General features: G+C 69.9%; 18 protein-coding genes and 2 pseudogenes. 12 read left to right on the forward strand and 8 right to left on the reverse strand.

Annotation, left to right across the window (positions count from 1 at the left end; all coding sequences use genetic code 11):
* The 4 genes from ACILR4_RS27490 to ACILR4_RS27505 all read right to left on the reverse strand — a co-directional run.
* A partial coding sequence (locus tag ACILR4_RS27490; protein WP_395704086.1) for a zf-HC2 domain-containing protein occupies positions 1-324 on the reverse strand: 324 nt, incomplete at its 3' end.
* Complete coding sequence (locus tag ACILR4_RS27495; protein ID WP_395704087.1) at positions 321-947, reverse strand: RNA polymerase sigma factor; 627 nt, start codon at positions 945-947, stop codon at positions 321-323. The genes ACILR4_RS27495 and ACILR4_RS27490, both read right to left, overlap by 4 nt.
* A 129-nt stretch (positions 948-1,076) precedes the next feature.
* Positions 1,077-1,814 carry a hypothetical protein gene (locus tag ACILR4_RS27500; RefSeq protein WP_395704088.1) on the reverse strand — a complete coding sequence of 246 codons (738 nt, stop codon included), beginning with the start codon at positions 1,812-1,814 and terminating at the stop codon, positions 1,077-1,079.
* A gap of 74 nt (positions 1,815-1,888) precedes the next feature.
* Entirely contained in the window at positions 1,889-4,942 is a 3,054-nt protein-coding gene (locus ACILR4_RS27505) for a diguanylate cyclase domain-containing protein (protein ID WP_395704089.1), read from the reverse strand.
* A gap of 112 nt (positions 4,943-5,054) precedes the next feature.
* On the opposite strand from ACILR4_RS27505, the gene ACILR4_RS27510 reads away from it, so the two are divergent.
* From ACILR4_RS27510 to ACILR4_RS27555, 10 genes and pseudogenes are all read left to right on the forward strand, one after another.
* A complete protein-coding gene (locus ACILR4_RS27510; RefSeq protein ID WP_395704101.1) occupies positions 5,055-5,504 on the forward strand; it encodes an STAS domain-containing protein in 450 nt (149 codons plus the stop codon).
* Positions 5,434-6,390: an Ig-like domain-containing protein gene (locus ACILR4_RS27515; RefSeq protein WP_395704090.1), complete on the forward strand. Its 957-nt coding sequence runs from the start codon at positions 5,434-5,436 to the stop codon at positions 6,388-6,390. Before ACILR4_RS27510 ends, ACILR4_RS27515 begins: the two co-directional genes overlap by 71 nt.
* 78 nt (positions 6,391-6,468) lie before the next feature.
* Positions 6,469-6,918, forward strand: a complete 450-nt coding sequence (locus ACILR4_RS27520) for a hypothetical protein (protein ID WP_395704091.1) — start codon at positions 6,469-6,471, stop codon at positions 6,916-6,918.
* 131 nt (positions 6,919-7,049) lie between these two features.
* On the forward strand, positions 7,050-7,277 hold the full coding sequence (locus ACILR4_RS27525) for a hypothetical protein (protein ID WP_395704102.1): 228 nt from the start codon (positions 7,050-7,052) through the stop codon (positions 7,275-7,277).
* The gene (locus tag ACILR4_RS27530; protein WP_395704092.1) at positions 7,172-7,561 is read left to right on the forward strand and encodes a LysE family translocator; all 390 of its coding nucleotides are present in this window, start codon (positions 7,172-7,174) and stop codon (positions 7,559-7,561) included. The genes ACILR4_RS27525 and ACILR4_RS27530 overlap by 106 nt, the downstream gene beginning before the upstream one ends.
* A gap of 117 nt (positions 7,562-7,678) precedes the next feature.
* On the forward strand, positions 7,679-8,164 hold the full coding sequence (locus tag ACILR4_RS27535) for a GNAT family N-acetyltransferase (protein WP_395704093.1): 486 nt from the start codon (positions 7,679-7,681) through the stop codon (positions 8,162-8,164).
* Positions 8,165-8,227: 63 nt separating this feature from the next.
* Positions 8,228-8,572 (forward strand): annotated as a pseudogene (locus ACILR4_RS27540) (transposase); the annotation flags it as partial.
* A gap of 110 nt (positions 8,573-8,682) precedes the next feature.
* Complete coding sequence (locus tag ACILR4_RS27545; protein WP_395704103.1) at positions 8,683-9,465, forward strand: tetratricopeptide repeat protein; 783 nt, start codon at positions 8,683-8,685, stop codon at positions 9,463-9,465.
* A 50-nt stretch (positions 9,466-9,515) separates the two neighbouring features.
* Positions 9,516-10,034, forward strand: coding sequence for a hypothetical protein (locus tag ACILR4_RS27550; protein ID WP_395704094.1), 519 nt, complete (start codon positions 9,516-9,518; stop codon positions 10,032-10,034).
* A gap of 146 nt (positions 10,035-10,180) precedes the next feature.
* A complete protein-coding gene (locus ACILR4_RS27555) occupies positions 10,181-10,816 on the forward strand; it encodes a class I SAM-dependent methyltransferase (protein ID WP_395704095.1) in 636 nt (211 codons plus the stop codon).
* Positions 10,817-11,193: 377 nt separating this feature from the next.
* On the opposite strand, the gene lpdA is transcribed toward ACILR4_RS27555, so the two are convergent.
* The 4 genes and pseudogenes from lpdA to ACILR4_RS27575 all read right to left on the reverse strand — a co-directional run bounded on the left by lpdA (position 11,194) and on the right by ACILR4_RS27575 (position 16,349).
* Positions 11,194-12,618 (reverse strand): dihydrolipoyl dehydrogenase, encoded by a 1,425-nt coding sequence (gene lpdA, locus ACILR4_RS27560; RefSeq protein WP_395704096.1) that lies wholly within the window; start codon positions 12,616-12,618, stop codon positions 11,194-11,196.
* A 39-nt stretch (positions 12,619-12,657) separates the two neighbouring features.
* Positions 12,658-13,974, reverse strand: a complete 1,317-nt coding sequence (locus ACILR4_RS27565) for a dihydrolipoamide acetyltransferase family protein (protein WP_395704097.1) — start codon at positions 13,972-13,974, stop codon at positions 12,658-12,660.
* A gap of 4 nt (positions 13,975-13,978) precedes the next feature.
* Positions 13,979-15,043, reverse strand: a complete 1,065-nt coding sequence (locus tag ACILR4_RS27570; protein ID WP_395704098.1) for an alpha-ketoacid dehydrogenase subunit beta — start codon at positions 15,041-15,043, stop codon at positions 13,979-13,981.
* Positions 15,044-15,045: 2 nt separating this feature from the next.
* Positions 15,046-16,349, reverse strand: a pseudogene (locus tag ACILR4_RS27575) (3-methyl-2-oxobutanoate dehydrogenase (2-methylpropanoyl-transferring) subunit alpha).
* A gap of 184 nt (positions 16,350-16,533) precedes the next feature.
* Here ACILR4_RS27575 and ACILR4_RS27580 point away from each other — a divergent pair.
* Together ACILR4_RS27580 and ACILR4_RS27585 are read left to right on the forward strand one after the other, a co-directional pair.
* Complete coding sequence (locus ACILR4_RS27580) at positions 16,534-17,046, forward strand: cupin domain-containing protein (protein WP_395704099.1); 513 nt, start codon at positions 16,534-16,536, stop codon at positions 17,044-17,046.
* Positions 17,043-17,261 (forward strand): hypothetical protein (locus ACILR4_RS27585; protein ID WP_395704100.1); only part of this gene is annotated, 219 nt, incomplete at its 3' end. The genes ACILR4_RS27580 and ACILR4_RS27585, both read left to right, overlap by 4 nt.

The raw sequence follows: 17,261 nt of genomic DNA on the forward strand, positions 1-17,261 counted from the left end.
CAGCCGGCCGATGCTGCGGCGGGGCGGCTGCGCCTGCGGCACCGTGTCCAGCCGGCCCAGCAGGCGCTGCAGGCCGGCTTCGGCATCGGGCAGGCCCTGGGCCGCGGCCTCCTCGGCCTGCAGCGCCTGCGCGAGCTTGCGCTGGGCCTGCCATTCGGCGCGGCAGGCGGCGCACTGCTGCAGGTGGGCGCGCGCGCGGTCGCGCTCCACGCCCACCGCGCGGCCATTCACCAGCCAGGGAATCAGCGCCCAGGTGCGGGCATGGTCGTCGGCGCCGGTGGCCGCGTCGGGCCCCGGCTGCGTCGGGGGTTGGCGCTCGTTCATGGTCCCTCCGTGCCGTCGTGGCGCCCGGCCAGCGTCGGCAGCAGGTGGCGCAGCTTGGTGCGGGCGTGGAACATGCGCGCCTTCACCGTGCCCTCGGGGCATTGCAGGATGGCGGCGATCTCGTCGACCGAGTGGCCGCCGCCGTAGGCCAGCTCCAGCACCAGCCGCTGGTCCGCGGGCAGGCGCCGCAGGCCCTTGCCCACCCAGTCGATGCGTTCGCGGTCCTCGCCGGGGTCGTGGGCCATCATCCGGCCCGCGGCCGATTCGTCCTCGGCCTGCGGTTCTTCGCCGTGCTGGCGCAAGGCCTTCAGCGCGCAGCGGTAGGCGATGCCCATGATCCAGGTCGAGACCCGTGAGTCGCCGCGAAAGCCCTCGGCCTTCTGCCAGACGATCCAGAAGCAATCGTTGATGACCTCGTCGATGATGTCGCCGCGCCGCGTGAGCCGGCTGCAGAAGCGCGCCAGCCGCCGGTGGTAGGCCCGGTACAGGACGGCCAGCGCGCCGCGGTCGCCCGCGGCCAGCCGGCGCAGCAGGGCCTGGTCGTGCGCGTCGCCTTCGTTGACCGCACGCTCGGGCACCAGCTCGAACGCCGGGTCCGGCGCGGGGATTGCATCGTCGTTCACGGAAGGGGTCAGGGCCGGCGGCAGGGGCAAGGGTCGATTCTGTCGGTGAGTGCGGGTTCGGCGCGAAAAGGTTGCGCTGCGTTCGGACGCCGGTCCCCTGCCCCCGGCAAACGAGCGTCAGACCGGGGGTCAGAACTGCGCGCTGGCCGAGGCCGACCAGCGCGGCCGGGCCGAGTAGCCCATGATCGCCCGCGCGGTGGCGCTGCTGCCCAGCCGGTTCAGCTCGACGCGCCAGCCGCTGTCCTGCCACGCCAGGCCCAGGCCGGCATAGCTGTAGCGCCGGTCGGGCAGCACCGGCAGGTCGGCCCGGCCCAGGCTGAAGGTGGCCGACCAGTTTCCGCGGATCGGCCAACGCCCGGCGAAGTCCATCGCCCACTGCAGGCCGGCGCGCTGGCCCGGCCAGGCCGGGTAGTGCAGCGCGGTGAGGCTGCCGCTGAACAGGTCGCGCCAGCTGGCGCCCGCCATCAGCTCCCAGCGTTCGGCGCGGCCCGCCACCGCGTCGCCCGGGTAGCCGTAGTAGCCAAGGCTCCCCTCCAGCTGCCAATCGTCCGACACCGCCTCGTAGCGGCCCAGCTGCGCCAGCACCCTGGCCTGCCGTCCGGCCCCCAGCGGCGCGCTGGTGCCCAGGCCCAGCGTCCAGCGCCGGTCCAGCACGGCCGTGAGGCTGGCCTGCAGCGTGGGCCGGCGCGGGCCGATCACCAGCCCGCGGTCGCTGAGCTCGGAGGCGGCGGCCAGCTGGCCGGTCCATTGCAGGGCCTGCGCGGCGGCCGGCGAGCCGGCCGGCAGGGCCAGGCCCAGCCCCACCGCCAGGCCGGCAAGCCCGGGGCGGAACGACAGCGCGGCGCGGGCGGGTGGCGGCAGGTGCATGGGACAAGGGGCGCGCGCCGGCGAAGCCGCCAGCGGCGCTGCGATTCTGCCTACAAGCCCGGCAGCCCCGCGGCTCAGGGCGCGGGATCGAGCACCGCCGCCTCGCGCGCGGCCTGCCACAGCCGCCATTGACCTCGGCCGGCAGCCTTGGCCTCGTACATGGCCAGGTCGGCCGCCTTCAGCAGCCGATCGACATCCGTCGCGTCCAGCGGGCAGCGCGCCACGCCGACACTGCATCCGAGACTGGCCTTCTGGCCGTCCGGCAACGCGATGGGCTGCGCCAGCGCCTCGACGATGCGCCCGCACACCGCGGCCAGCGCGTCCAGGTCGTCGCCGATCGGGCGCAGCACGGCGACGAATTCGTCACCGCCCAGGCGCGCTGCCCGGTCGCCGGCCCGCAAGGCCTCGCGCAGGCGCCGGGCCACCTCCACCAGCACGGCGTCGCCGGCATCGTGGCCGAAGCGGTCGTTGACCTCCTTGAAGCGGTCGAGGTCGACCAGCGCCACTGCGAAGCCTTCGCCGCCGCGCTGCACCTCGGCCACGGTGCGCCGCAGGTCGTCGGCGAACCAGCGCCGGTTGGGCAGCCCGGTCATGCCGTCGAAGAACGCCATCTGCTCCAGTTGCGCCCGGCTGGCATGCAGTTCGCTGGTGCGGCGCTCGAGTTCGGCGGTGCGCCGCGCCACCAGCGCCTCCAGCCGGGCCTGGCGCCGCCGCATGACGAGCATGCGCACGCGCTCGACCCCCAGCAGCAGCCCGATGGCCAGCAGGCCGGCCACCACCTGCGCCACCGGATGCTGGTACCAGTGCGACTGCACCTGCACCGCCAGCGTCAGCGGCGCCGACCAGCCGTCACGGGGGCGCGCCACACGCAGCTTCAGCGTGTAGCGGCCCGCGGCCAGGTTGGTGTAGCTGGCCAGGCGCCGCTGCGGCGGGGCCGCCACCCAGTCGCTGTCGAAGCCTTCCAGCTGGTAGGCGTAGCGCAGCTGGTCGCGGTCGGTGAAGGCCAGCGAGGCGAACTCGACCGTCAGGCTGGGCGCATCGGCCGGCAGCACCACGCCGGCGCCGTCCATCAGCCGGGCCGCGGGCACCGCGCGCCCGCCGACGCTGGCTTCGGTGATCACCGGCGGGGGCGGCGCCGGTTCGGCGCGCACGCGTTCGGGATGCACCACCAGCAGCCCGCCCTGCCCGCCAAACAGCAATTCGCCACCGGGCAGCGTGGAGCCCGCACCGGTCCAGAACAGGGTCAGGCCCACGTTCTGCCCGGCGCGGAAGGCGCGCACGTCCAGCGTGGCCGGATCCACCCGCGCCAGGCCGTCGTCGGTGCTCGCCCAGACCAGGCCCTCGCGGTCGACGACCAGCGCATCGACGCCGTTGTGCGGCAGGCCGTCCAGCGTGCTGAGGCGGCGGAAGGCCATGGCGCCGCGCGCGTTGGTGCCGCTGGCCACCTGCACGCCGCGGCCGAAGGTGGCCACCCAGAGCCGGCCCTGGCGGTCGACGGCCAGGCTGCTGACCATGCCGCCGGGCAAGGCGCTGGGATCGCGCGGGTCGCTGGGCAGCATGTCCACCCGCGCCGCGGCCTCGTTCAAGCGCCCGAGTCCATCGTTGGTGCCCACCCACAGCACCCCCGACGTGGCGGTGAGCGCGGTCACGCGCGTGCCGCCCGGCACCGCGATCCGCCGCACCCGCGGAGAACCTGGCGGCTGCGAAAGGTCCAGCGCCCACAGCCCGTCCTGCCCGCCCATCCACAGCGTGCCGTCCTGCACGTACAGCGCCCAGATCTCCGTGGTGGGCGGCACGTCGGGCAGGTGCACCCTCGACAGCCCGTCACCGTCGGGCCGGGCCCGGAACAAGCCGCCCTGCGTGCCGATCCAGACCTCGTCGCCCGGCACCTGCGCCAGCGCGATGACGCGGGCCTTGGGCAGCGCCGTCTCGGGGCGCGCGGCATTCGGGCGCAGCTCGGTCACGCGGCCGAGCGCCGGGTCGAGGATCTGCGCGCCGGACTCGCCGGTGGCCAGCCAGATGCGCCCGTCGCGCAGGCCCAGCACGGCCGGCACGTTGTTGCTGCGCACCGGCTTGCCGGGGCCGCCGTACAGCGCGTCCGTCAGATCCTGGCGCGGGTCGTGGCGCGACAGCGCGTAGTTGGTGGCCACCCAGACCAGCCCGCTGCGCGATCGCAGCAGGGCGCCGACACTGTCGTCGACCAGGCTGCTGGGTTGCGTGGCGTCATGCCGTTCGCGCTGGGACCGGTGGCCCGCCAGGTCGACCCGCACGATGCCGTTGCCGTAGGTGCCGATCCAGACCTCGCCGGGTTGCGCCTCGACCAGGCCCTGCACGGTGTCGCTGGACAGGTCCCCGTGCTGCTTCTCGTGCACCGGCGTGCCGACCGTGGCGCCCGGTCGCACCACGTAAGCGCCGCGCAGGCGGGTGCCGACCCAGAGGTTGCCCTGGCTGTCCTCCAGCAGGCGGGCGGCCCGCGGCCGGCGACCATCCCGCGTCGGCAGGCCGATGGGCACGAAGGCCGAGTCAGCAGCAGCGCGCCGCCACAGGCCCCCTTCGCCCGCCACCCACAGCGCGCCCCCGCGGCCCGCCCACAGCGCCTTGACCCGCCCGACCGTGGCGGGCAGCGGCACCGCCTGCAAGGTCATCGTCGACAGATCCAGCCAGGCCAGCCCGCGGCTGCCGCCGACCCACAGGCTGCCCGGCGACCGATCCGCAAAGGCAGCCGCCTCGCTGCCGACCAGGCCCTGGGGATCCGCCACACGTTCGAACGAATCGGTGCGCGGGTCGTAGCGGGCCAGGCCGCCGGCATTGGTGCCGACCCACAGGCGGCCCGCCGCATCGACATGCAGGGTGCTAACGTAGGAGTCGGGCAGCGCATCGGCCCGCGCCGGGTCAGCCAGGTAGGCGCGCTCGAGGTAGCCGTCCCAGCGCACCAGCCCGGCCTGCGTGCCGAGCCAGATGAAGCCCTGCGCATCCTCGGCCAGCGCCATGCCGCCGCCGAAGGCGCTCGAGATCGCGTGCTGGAACGCCGCACCGCCGGCCAGCGAGCCGGTGGCCGCAGCGGCCGTGCCGAACAGCAGGCACCAACCTGCCATCCAGAACGTCAGCAGGCGAACAATCCTGAGCATCTCGAACCAGCACGGGGCAATTCCCCTGCTTATCGACAGCAGGGCCTGCCGACTGAAGCCGGTGGCGTGGCGGGGGCGTGGACGGGTACACACAATGGCCTTGCCGGAGCAGATGCGGTCGTCACCACGGGCCTCGTCTTGCAGGAACTCCTGCAAGGCTTCTCGGGTGCCAAGGCAAGCGAACAGATCGTCGAGCGCTTCTCGGCGCTCGCACTGGCATCACGACCTAGAAGGCGTGGCCGCCCTGCAGCGCGAGCTGAGCGCGCTGCAGCAGCGCGGCCGCAAGCTGGTGCTGTTCGGCGCCGGTCCGCTCGTGGCCGAGACCTTCGACAGCGCCGGCATCGACCAGCTCATCATGCTGGCCCCGGACCGCCAGGCCGCGATGGCAGCGCCGACCCTGGCCTGGGGCCGGCCGCCCCAGCCGGCCGCTCGGTGTGGGTGGGGCGCCAGGGCGAGTAGGCTACGGGTCCGGTCGCGCGACGGAAAGCCCCATGGCCGATACAACCTCGCCTGCACTGCTGACTTTGAGCCCCGCCAACCACGCGGTCGGTGTGCCGGTTGACGCGAGCTTCGTGTTGACGTTCGACGAACCGATCCTGCGCGGCACAGGCGCGCTGTTCGTGTTCGATGTCTTCGGCAATCAGCTCTTCGACATGGACCTCGGCATCGGGGTCACCGTCACGGCATCGGGCTCGCAGATCATCATCGATCCCGCGCTCGATCTGCCCGGTGGCATGCACATCCTCGTCGGTTCGAACGCGGGCATGGTGACGGATGCAGCCGGCAATCCCTCCTTCCCGCTGCCGGTCTATGACTTCACCACCGCCAGCGATCAGCAGAGCCCGTACCGCTATGGCACCGACGGCAACGATGCGTTCACGCCCAGCGCAGCGCTTCAGATCTTCGTCGGCGGTCCCGGCATCGACACGGTGCAACTCGACAGCGCTCGCAGCAGCAACACTGTGGCCCTGGGTCGTGACCGCTTCACGGTCGCCAATGCTGCGGCAGGCACCAGCTTCGACCTGCTCGGCATCGAACGCGTGCAGTTCTCGGATGCGAAGCTCGCGCTCGATCTGGCCGGCAATGCAGGCTGGGTGGCGATGATCCTCGGCGCGGTCTTTGGTGCCCCCTCGGTCGGCAATGCGACCTATGTCGGCATTGGCCTCGGCCTGGCCGACACCGGGATGAACTTCGAAGCCCTGCTCGGCTACGCGCTGCAGGCGCGCTTCGGCACGAACCCCGACCCCAGCGCGCTGGTGATGACGCTGTACACCAACGTCGTCGGCAGCGCGCCGTCCGTTGGCGATCTGGCCTACTTCGTCGGGCTGCTCGACAGCCAGCAGCTCACGCCTGTGGACCTGGGCATGCTTGCAGCGCAGCATCCGTTGAACCTGGCGCACATCGACTTCGCGGGCCTCAGCGCAACGGGCCTGGCGTACGGTCCTTGAAGTCGCAGCCGCGATGCACCACGCCTTCCGTTGCGGCGCGCACGAGCGCCGGATGCCGATCCCAACCAGGAGAACCCCTTGAGCCCAACATTCCTCGCCGCCGTCACCCTGGCCCTGGCGGCCGGGTGCACTGACTCCATCGCGCAGGCCTACGAGTTTCGCCAAGGCTATATCTTCGATCAGCGCTACGTCGAGCGGATCTCCGTCAGCCAGGCTGAAAAGATCGCCAACACCCCGAAGCTGTTCGAGCCCTTGATGTCGTTCGACTGGACCCAGCAGAAGGAAGCGATCAAGGACCCAAGAGTCAAGCGCATCGGCGATCGTCTCGTGTTGTCCTTTGGGGGTGGCGCGAAGCTTTCGTTGAAGAACTTCTCGGCCAAACAAGGGGACGGAGATTCACAGATCTTCAAGTACATCAAGAGCATTCCCGGCTACCACATCGTCGGTGTCGAGTACGGCCATGATCAGCCGCAGTTCCTGCTGGTGTCCGAGTCGGGCGCCCATGTCTATTTCGTGAACACCAATTGAATCGACGCGTCGATCGCCACGCCCCCCATGAAGCACGTCGCCGTACGACAGGCCGTTCTGGCAGACCTCGACGACCTGTCGTCGCGGAAGCCCCACGCAGATCGGGCGTGGCCTCGGCGCTGCTCCAGGCGGTGGAGGCGTATGCGTGGGCCTTGGGCGCCTGTCGCGTCAGCTTGAATGTGCTCCCGGCCAACACGCCGGCGCAGGATCTCTACCGCGCCCGGGGCTGGGTCCAGGACCGCGAGTTCTTCCTGTGTTTGTCGCCGCGGCGGCCGTCCTTCTCGCGATCCCGGGGCCGACGATCCTCACCGTCATCAGCTATTCGGCTTCCCATGGCCGTCGCGCCACCGCGCCGTTGATCGCGGGCGTCGCGCTGGGCGACTCCACAGCCTTGCTGCTCTCGTTGCTGGGGCTCGGGGCGCTGCTGTCCGCGTCGGCACTGTGGTTCAACGTCATCAAGTGGGCCGGCGGCCTGTACCTGCTTTACCTGGGCATCAAGATGCTGCGCTCCGGCATCTCGGGTCCGGCGGCGCGACGCATGCTCGAATCGCCGCGCACACAACGCCGCTTCAATCTCATGGGAGGCTCGCTCATCTGCGCGGCCGGGGCCTGGGCCCTGCTGGCCAAGCGGCAAGGCCAGTGACGCCTGAACGGTGCCGCTGGCAGGCGTCACATCGGCTATCGTCATGGTCGCTCGGAGCGCAACCCATTGCTGGCATGGCGCCGGCCGCGCCCCCCGCCGTCACAGAGGAGTTGCGTCATGACGCGCTTGGTGCCCATGCGAGAGGAAGTCTTTGCAAGGTTCCTGGCGGAAACCTGCAGCAGCTATGCGCAGGACAATGTCGCGGCGGGTCGCTGGCCCGAGACCGATGCGCAACTTCGCGCCGGGCAGGAGTTCTCGCGCCTGTTGCCGGACGGCTTGCGCACACCAGGGCACCAGCTCTACGAGATCCTGAACGACCCGACGGATGAAACCGTCGGCTTTCTCTGGTTCGCAGTTCATGACACCGAGGGGCTTCGCTCCGGCTACGTGTACAACATCCGTGTGCTGCCTGAGTTTCGCGGCCGAGGGCATGCCACTGCCGCATTGGCGATTGTCGAGACCATTGCTGCGGACATGGGTCTCCACAGCATCGGCCTGCATGTATTCGCCTTCAATTCAGCAGCGCAAGCCCTCTATCGAGCAGTCGGCTATGGCATCACGGGATTCAACATGCGCAAACGCCTGAACTGGGACGAGCCCTAGGCAAGGTCTGCAAAACCCCGGGCCGATCCGCGTAGTGTGATCGGGTCGGCGACGATCACGCCCATGAAGCAGCTCGGACTTGGCCTGAACCTGTCGACCAACAGGACGCGCAAGCGCGAGTTTCTCGACGAGATGGAGCGCGTGGTGCCGTGGGCGGCGCTGGTGCAGGTGGTCGATCCGCACTAACCGAAGGCGAAGACGGGCCGCCCGCCATTCGGCACAGAGACGACGCTGCACATTCACTGTCTGCAACAGCGGTTCGCGCTGTCGGACCCGGCGATGGAAGAGGCGCTGCACGACATGCCGGTGTTCCGCGAGTTCGCCAAGCTCGGCGACGGTGTGACGCGGCTGTCGGACGAGATCACCATCCTGAGGTTCCGCCGCCGGCGCTCAACACAGCCGCTCGCGGCCGGGCGGTTCGATCATGCCTGCGCCGGTTCAGTTATCGTCGCAGCCATGCCGCGCCCGCCCAGCCTTGGGCGGCACGTCAGCTCAAACGTTAGGCTCACGCTCGCACCATGCATCGACTGTTCCGCACCCTTCTCGCGCCACTGCTGGCAGGCGTTCTACTTGCATCGTGTGCCTCGTACAGCAGCAAGGTTGACAGCGGACTCTGGCACTACAACGCCGGCCTGCCTGCGCAGGCAATACCGCTCCTTGTGGAGGGGGTGCCTGCACTGGATGCAGCCTCGCCAAGCGATCCTCGCGTGCCGCAGGGGTACGTGGCATTGGCGAATCTGGCACTCCAGGACAAGAAGCCGGACTTGGCTGAGAAGTTCTTCGAGAAGGCCTTGGTCAACGCGCAAACTCATCAGGCCGGCTCGCCGAACACGAAACGATCCACCTTCAATGTCGTCGGCATGCGTCTGCTCGGCCTCGGGCGGCCATCAGAGGCCTTGCCCTTGCTTGTCGAGGCCGCGCGCATCTCCGAAGAGACTCCCTCCATTCCACGCCGGCTGTTCGCGATTGACCTTGACAATATGGGGATTGCCCAGGCGGCCCTCGGGAACGATGCGGCGGCTGACGCCTCTGCGGCGAGAGCGGGCATGGTGCTGGATCGTCTGGAGCAAACGCCACTCGTCAAGGGGACCCGCGGCGTGGTTTGCTACAACGTTGCATACCGGCTCGCCGCTCGAGGCAAGGATGCCGAAGCCGAGACGGCCTTTCGCGAGTCCCTTGAACTCATTTCGGCCGGGCCCGAGAAATGGCGCTTGAAGATCGTCGCACGCGAGTACGGGAAGCTCCTGACCAAGCTCGGTCGATCTGCGGAAGCTGAAGAAGTCACCCGACCCTACAGGTAATGCCCAACCCGCCGTTCCAGCCGACCCACTCCGACCGCCTTCGCACCGCCATGCGCACACTTGTCATCCTCTTCATGGCCGCGCTCGCTTGGCCGCTGGTCGCAACGGCCCAGACGGAGACGGTCCCGCTCGATGACGCCGCGTTCACGGAGTACATGGCCAGTCGCCTGCGCAACGAGGTGGGCGAAGCAGCGGTGGTGGTGAAGGGGCCCTTGACGCTGGGTCTTGGCGAACTCCAGGCCAAGAAGAACCTTCGGTCAACCCTGAAGCCGCTGATGGATATCGCCAAGGCCGCGGCACCCGGGCAGATTGGCAGCATCGTGGGCGACACCTACGATCCCAGCCGGCTGCTGCTCCACGACACCTGGGAGCCGCTCGCGAAGCAGCAAGGGGGCACGCTCATCGTCGCCATTCCGGCGACAGACGCGGTCTTCTACGTGGGCGAGGACACGCCCGTTGCCATTGGCGCGCTGCGGGCGATGGTGATGAATGTGCTGTCGCGAGCCCCCAACCGGCTGTCGGATGTATTGCTCCGCTGGACCCCAACGGGGTGGGAGCCGGTCCGGTGATGCCCAAGCCGTCGGTCGCCGCGGCAGCCGACACCAGGCGCGCTGGGACGCGAGGCGCCTTCGTTCAACCTGTACCTCGCGCCCTGGGCCCTCTGCCGCCGGATGATGCGCGTTGCCGCCCACATTCGGCGGCCTGAAGAACTTCCATGTCCGCCATGCAACACCCGAACTTGCTACCCCCCGATGTCCCCAGCCCCATCGATCTGCAGGACGAAGCGGATGCACGCGCTTGGGCCGAGAGCGCCAACGCGCTGCGTCCGTGGCGAGCCACCTTCTTCCAAGCCATCGCCGCGGCCATGGACCCGTCTCGGCAGACACGCGTGCTCGAACTCGGATCCGGTCCGGGGTTTCTCGCCGAGGAGATTCTTCAGCGCTGCCCGCTGGCAACGATGGTGCTGCTCGACTTTTCGGCGCCGATGCATCGGCTCGCCGGCGAGCGTCTAAAGCGCTTCGCCGATCGCGTGACCTATGTCGAACGCAGCTTCAAGAACGACGACTGGATGGCCGGTCTTGGGGCCTTCGACCATGTGGTCACGAACCAGGCCGTTCACGAGCTGCGGCACAAGCGCTACACCGAACCGCTGCATCGAAAGGTTCGGTCCGTGCTGCGCGAGGGCGGCACGTACCTGCTGTCCGATCACTACTTCGGAGAGGATGGCATGAAGAAGGAAGGCCTGTACCTGACGGTCGAGGAACAGCAAGCCGCCCTCCGGTCGGCTGGCTTTCAAGATGTCCGTGAACTGCTGCGTCAAGGCGGCATGTCGCTCCACAGCGCGTCCTGACAGGCCGTTCAACCGCAGCGCCATCGGCCGGCCGCCCGGTCGGGTCTGCGTTAGGCTTCGGCCCTCTGCCCGAGCCATTCGTCCCATGAACGTGGAGGGGCCTGCCCTGTCCGTTTCGCTGCCTCCTTCGTGAAGCGGCATGCCGCAGTGTCCGGCGCCGCTCCAACCTCAGGTCATCCACGTGCCCCGCGTCGCACTCCTCGGTGAACGCCAATTTTCCGGACCCCGGCTACCAGGCCGAGGCACGGGTGGCCCTGTGTGCCTTCAACGACGTGATCGTTCGAACGGCGATGGCCAGGTCGCTGCGCGTGATCGTTCAGGCAACCACACGGGTCCTGGCGCGTGGGTTGCGGCCTGGTCGTTCGGCCGCACGCCCCTCACACATGCACCGCCCGCCCCAGCGCCCGCAACGCCGCCTCCTGCACCGCCTCGCCCAAGGTCGGATGCGCATGGATGGTGCCGGCGATGTCTTCCAGCGTCGCGCCCATCTCGATCGACTGACTGAACGCCGCGGCCAGTTCGCTGACGCCGCGGCCGACGGCCTGCCAGCCGACGATCAGGTGCTGGTCGCGGCGGGCAACGACGCGGATGAAGCCTTCGGTGGATTCCAGGCTCATCGCGCGGCCGTTGCCGGCGAGCGGGAAATGCGCGTGCAGGCAGTCGAGACCGCGGCGCTCGGCTTCGGCGGGGTCGAGGCCGACCACCACCACCTCGGGGTCGGTGAAGCACACCGCCGGCATCGCCATCGGCGCAAAGCGCCGCTTGTGCCCGGCGATGACCTCGGCCACCAGCTCGCCCTGCGCCATCGCGCGGTGCGCCAGCATCGGCTCGCCGGTCAGGTCGCCGATGGCCCAGACATTGCGCATCGAGGTGCGGCACTGTTCGTCGACCTTGATGGCGCGGCCGCTCATGTCGAGCAACAGGCCTTCGAGGCCGAAGCCTTCGGTGCGCGGCCGGCGGCCCACCGCCACCAGCACGCGGTCGGCCGGCAGCACGAATTCGTCGGCCATCGTGCTGCGCACGCGCACCGCGCTGCCGTCCTCGGTCAGCCCTTCCACGCTGCAGTTCAGGTGCAGCACCACGCCCAGGCGCTTCAGCGTGGCCAGCACCGGGCGCGTCAGTTCCTCGTCGTAGCCGGGCAGCACGCGGCCGGTGGCCTCGATCACCGCCACGTCGGCGCCGAGCTTGCGGTAGGCCATGCCCAGCTCCAGCCCGATGTAGCCGGCGCCAACGACGACCAGACGCCTGGGCAGCGTGGCGGGTGACAAGGCCTCGGTCGACGAGATCACCGCACCGCCGGCCGAACCGAAGGGCATGCTCGGCAGCGGCACCGGCACGCTGCCGGTGGCCAGCAGCAGGTGCTCGCAGGTGATGACGCGGGGCTCGGCGCCCTGCCCCTGAGCCGGTGCGGATGGCTGCACCTCCACCGTCTTGCCGTCGCGCAGCGTCGCCCAGCCGCGCAGCACCTGCACGCCGGCCTTCTTCAGCAGCGCGTCCACGCCACCGGTCAGCCGCGAAACGATGCCGTCCTTCCAGCGCACCGTCTGCGCCACGTCGATGGCCGGCTGCTGCACACGGATGCCCAGTGCCGAGCCCTGGGCCCAGTGGCGGGCCTTCTCGAACTCGTCGGCGGCATGGATCAGCGCCTTCGACGGGATGCAGCCGATGTTCAGGCAGGTCCCGCCGAGGCGGTCGCCCTCGACCAGCACGGTGGGAATGCCGAGCTGGCCGGCGCGGATGGCGGCCACGTAGCCGCCGGGGCCGCCGCCGATCACCAGCAGCGTGGTGTGTTGTCGTTTCATAGTGCTTGAAGTGAGCGTCCCGCGGTCAGGCCCGCGCCGTCATTCGACGAACAGCAGCGCCGGCGCCTCCAGCAGCGCCCGCACGGCCTGGATGAAGCGCGCGGCGTCCATGCCGTCGATCACGCGGTGGTCGAAGGACGATGAGAGGTTCATCGTCTGCCGCACCACGGCCGCGCCGTTCTTCGGCACCAGGCGCTCGACGATGCGGTTGACGCCGACGATCGCCACCTCCGGATGGTTGATGACCGGCGTGGTGACGATGCCACCCAGTGGCCCGAGGCTGGTGATCGTGATCGTCGAGCCGCTCAGCTCCTCACGCGTGGCACTGCCGGCGCGCGCGGCATCGGCCAGGCGCGTGATCTCGGTGCCCAGCTGCCAGACGTCGCGCGCCTCGGCATGGCGCAGCACCGGCACCATCAGCCCGGCGTCGGTCTGCGCGGCAACGCCCAGATGCACCGCACCGTACTGGGTGACGACGCCCCCCTCATCGTCATAGCGCGCGTTCAGCCGCGGGAAGTCGCGCAGCGCGATGACCACCGCGCGCGCGATCAGCGGCAGCAGCGTGAGCTTGCCGCGCGTGGCCGCGTAGCGCTGGTTCAGCTGCGCACGCAGCGCTTCGAGCTCGGTGACGTCGACCTCTTCGACGTAGCTGAAGTGCGGGATGCGGCGCTTGGCCTCCTGCATCTTCTGCGCAATGCGCTTGCGCAGGCCGATCACCGGCAGCTGTTCTTCGTCGTGCCGCTTGGCATAGCCAGCACCGCCGCTGCGGGCCGCCGCAGGCTGGCCGCGCGCGGCGAGGTAGACGTCCAGGTCCTGCTGCGTGATGCGGCCGGCCGGCCCGCTGCCGTGCACGAACTGCAGTTCGATGCCCAGCTCCCACGCGCGGTGCCGCACCGCGGGGGATGCGATCGGCTTCTCGCCGGGCGCGCGCGAGGGCGGCGGCGCCGCGGCCGGGCGGCGTTCCCGCGCGGGGCTGGCCGGGGCGGCTGCGGCCACGGCGGGTTCCGGCTGGGACTGGGCGGCGGTCTCGACGGGCGCGGGCCGCGGAGGTGCCGGCGGCGCCTCGGCAGCCGGCGCCTGGTTGACGCTCGCTTTGCCTGTCAGGTTGCCGGCCCCCGCAACCTCCAGCCGGATCAGCTCGGCGCCCACGGCCAGCGTCTGCCCCACCTGCCCGCCCAGCGCCACCACCGTGCCAGTCACCGGCGACGGGATCTCGACGGTGGCCTTGTCGGTCATCACATCGGCCAGCGGTTGGTCTTCCTTCACCTCGTCGCCGGGCTTGACGTTCCAGGCCACCAGTTCGACCTCGGCAATGCCTTCGCCGATGTCGGGCATCTTCACGATGTAGGTACCCATGGCATCAAGCCTCGACAGCACGTTTGAACGCCGCGCCCACGCGCTCGGGCCCCGGGAAATAGGCCCATTCCTGCGCATGCGGGTACGGCGTGTCCCAGCCGGCCACGCGCTCGATCGGTGCCTCCAGGTGGTAGAAGCAGCGCTCCTGCACCAGGCTGCACAGCTCGGCGCCGAAGCCGCTGGTGCGCGTGGCCTCGTGCACCACCACGCAGCGGCCGGTCTTCTTCACCGAGGCCTCGATGGTGGCGATGTCCAACGGCCACAGTGAGCGCAGGTCGATGATCTCGGCATCGATGCCGGTCTCGGCCGCCGCGCAGGCGCTGACCCAGACCATGGTGCCGTAGGTGATGACCGTCAGCTGCTGGCCGGCGCGGAAGATGGCGGCCGATTCCAGCGGCGTGCTGTAGTAACCCTCGGGCACGTTGCACAGCTCGTGCTTGGACCACGGCACCACGGGCCGGTCGTGGTGCCCGTCGAACGGGCCGTTGTACAGCCGCTTGGGCTCGAGGAAGATCACCGGGTCGTCGCACTCGATCGCGGCGATCAGCAGGCCCTTGGCATCGATCGGGTTGCTGGGCATCACCGTGCGTAGCCCGCACACATGCGTGAACAGCGCCTCCGGGCTCTGGCTGTGCGTCTGGCCACCGTAGATGCCGCCGCCGCAGGGCATGCGGATCGTGATCGGCGCGGTGAAGTCGCCGGCCGAGCGGAAGCGCAGCCTTGCCGCTTCCGAGATGATCTGGTCCGCCGCCGGGTAGAAGTAGTCGGCGAACTGGATCTCGGCCACCGGCCGCAGCCCATAGGCGCCCATGCCGATGGCCGCGCCGACGATGCCGCCTTCGTTGATCGGCGCGTCAAAGCAGCGCGAGCGGCCGTACTTCTGCTGCAGCCCTTCGGTGACGCGGAACACGCCGCCGAAGTAGCCGACGTCTTCGCCGAAGACCACCACGTTGTCGTCGCGCGCCATCATCACGTCCAGCGCCGAGCGCAGCGCCTGGATCATCGTCATTTGCTGGGTCGGGCCGGCCTCGGCGGCCGCGAGCCGGGCCTGTTCAGTGCGGGTGAGCATCGTCATACCCCCACCTGCTGGCGCTGTTCGCGCAAGTGCCACGGCATGTCGCGGTAGACGTCCTCGAACATCGTCGCCGCGCTCGGGATGTGGCCGTCCAGCAAGGTGCCGTAGGACTCGGCCTCCTTCTGCGCCGCGGCCACCTCGGTTTCCAGTTCCTTCTGCGCCTGCTCGTGCTGCGCCTGCGACCACTCGCCCAGGCCGATCAAATGCGTCTTCAGGCGCTCGATCGGGTCGCCGAGCGGGAAGCGCTGCCAGTCGTCGGCGGGGCGGTACTTGGAGGGGTCGTCGGAGGTGGAATGCGCGCCGGCGCGGTAGGTCACCCACTCGATCAGCGTCGGCCCCAGGTTGCGGCGCGCGCGCTGCGCGGCCCAGCACGAGGCCGCGTACACGGCGAGGAAGTCGTTCCCGTCCACGCGCAGGCTGGCGATGCCGCAGCCCACGCCGCGGGCCGCGAAAGTGGTCGATTCGCCACCGGCAATGGCCTGGAAGGTGGAGATCGCCCACTGGTTGTTGACGACGTTCAGGATCACCGGCGCGCGGTACACGTGCGCGAAGGTCAGCGCGGTGTGGAAGTCGCTCTCGGCAGTGGAACCGTCGCCGATCCAGCCCGAGGCGATCTTGGTGTCGCCCTTGATCGCCGAGGCCATGGCCCAGCCCACCGACTGGATGAACTGCGTCGCCAGGTTGCCCGAGATCGTGAAGAAGCCGGCGCGCTTGTACGAGTACATCACCGGCAGCTGGCGGCCCTTGATCGGGTCGCGCTCGTTGCTCATCAGCTGGCACATCATCTCGACCATCGAGATGTCGTCGCGCGCCAGCAGCAGGCCCTGCTGGCGGTAGGTGGGGAAGCACATGTCGCCCTGGCGCAAGGCCAGCGAATGCGCCACCGCGATGGCCTCCTCGCCCAGGCACTGCATGTAGAACGAGAGCTTTCCGAGCGCGAGCATGCGGGCGCGATGGCCTCCTCGCCCAGGCACTGCATGTAGAACGAGAGCTTCTTCTGGCGCTGCGCGATCAGCATGCGGGCGTCGAAGATGCGCGTCTTCATCATCGCTCGCAGGCCCTTGCGCAGCTGCACCGAATCGAGCGCGGGCGCCCAGGGGCCGACGGCGCGGCCCTGCTCGTCCAGCACGCGGATCAGCGCGTAGGCCAGGTCTTGCGTATCGAAGTGCGCGGTGTCCACGGGCGGTCGGCGCACCGCGCCGGCGGGGGACACATGCAGGAAGGAGAAGTCGGTGGCATGGCCAGGACGCCCGGTGGGCTCCGGCACATGCAGCTGCAGGGGCAGCGCCGCAGGTTCCATGATCGCTCCGTGCCCGCGGGTACCGGGCCTTGTCGCAGGGTCAAAGCCGGCAGCGCCTGGCCGGATAAGCTGCGGCGCGCCGGATCCATCGGGCCGCACAGGGTAGGCGGCCGACGGGGCTAGGGTAGCGGATATCGGTGGCGATAGAGTAGCGGGTCACCCCTCACGCAACGAAAGGATCTGCATGGGCGTGATCGACTCGCGGGTTGTCAACCTCGCCGACTTGACGCTCGAGCATGCGGTGCGCGGCGAGCGGTACGAGTACCGCAACGCGCGCATCGGCCCGCTGCTGGGCGCGAGGGATCTTGGCTACTCCTACGACGTGGTGCCGCCGGGCAAGCGGTCGTGCCCGTTCCACAGCCACCGCGCCGAGGAGGAGATGTTCTTCATCGTCAGCGGCCGCGGCCTGCTGCGCTACGGCAGCGAGACCCGCGCGGTGAAGGCCGGCGACGTGATCTGCTGCCCCACCGGCGGGCCCGAGACGGCGCACCAGCTGATCAACGACTCCGACGCCGACCTGGCCTACCTGTCGATCAGCACGCAGAGCAAGGTCGAGGTCTGCGAGTACCCGGACTCGGACAAGGTGGCCGCGTTCGCCGAAGGGGTCGACCACATCACGCGGCGCACGGCCGCCCTCGCCTACTGGGACGGCGAGCCGGGCGGGCCGGGGCCGAATGCCGGCGCGGAGCCTTCATGAACATCACCCCCACCCCCCTGACCGCTGCGCTGGCCGGCATCGGCACCGCGCTGGCCTGGCCCTTCGTGTGGTCGAGGTTCGGCGGCCCCGGGGGCGATGGCGGTGTCGCGCTGATCGCCGTCACGCTGCTGGTGATTGCGCTGCCCGCGCATGCCTTCGTCGTCGGTTTCGGGCCCTCCCAGCGCTCGACCAGCGACCGCATCGATACCGCCCTG

It is taken from the genome of Aquabacterium sp. (genome assembly GCF_044226965.1).
Taxonomy (GTDB): domain Bacteria; phylum Pseudomonadota; class Gammaproteobacteria; order Burkholderiales; family Burkholderiaceae_C; genus Pseudaquabacterium.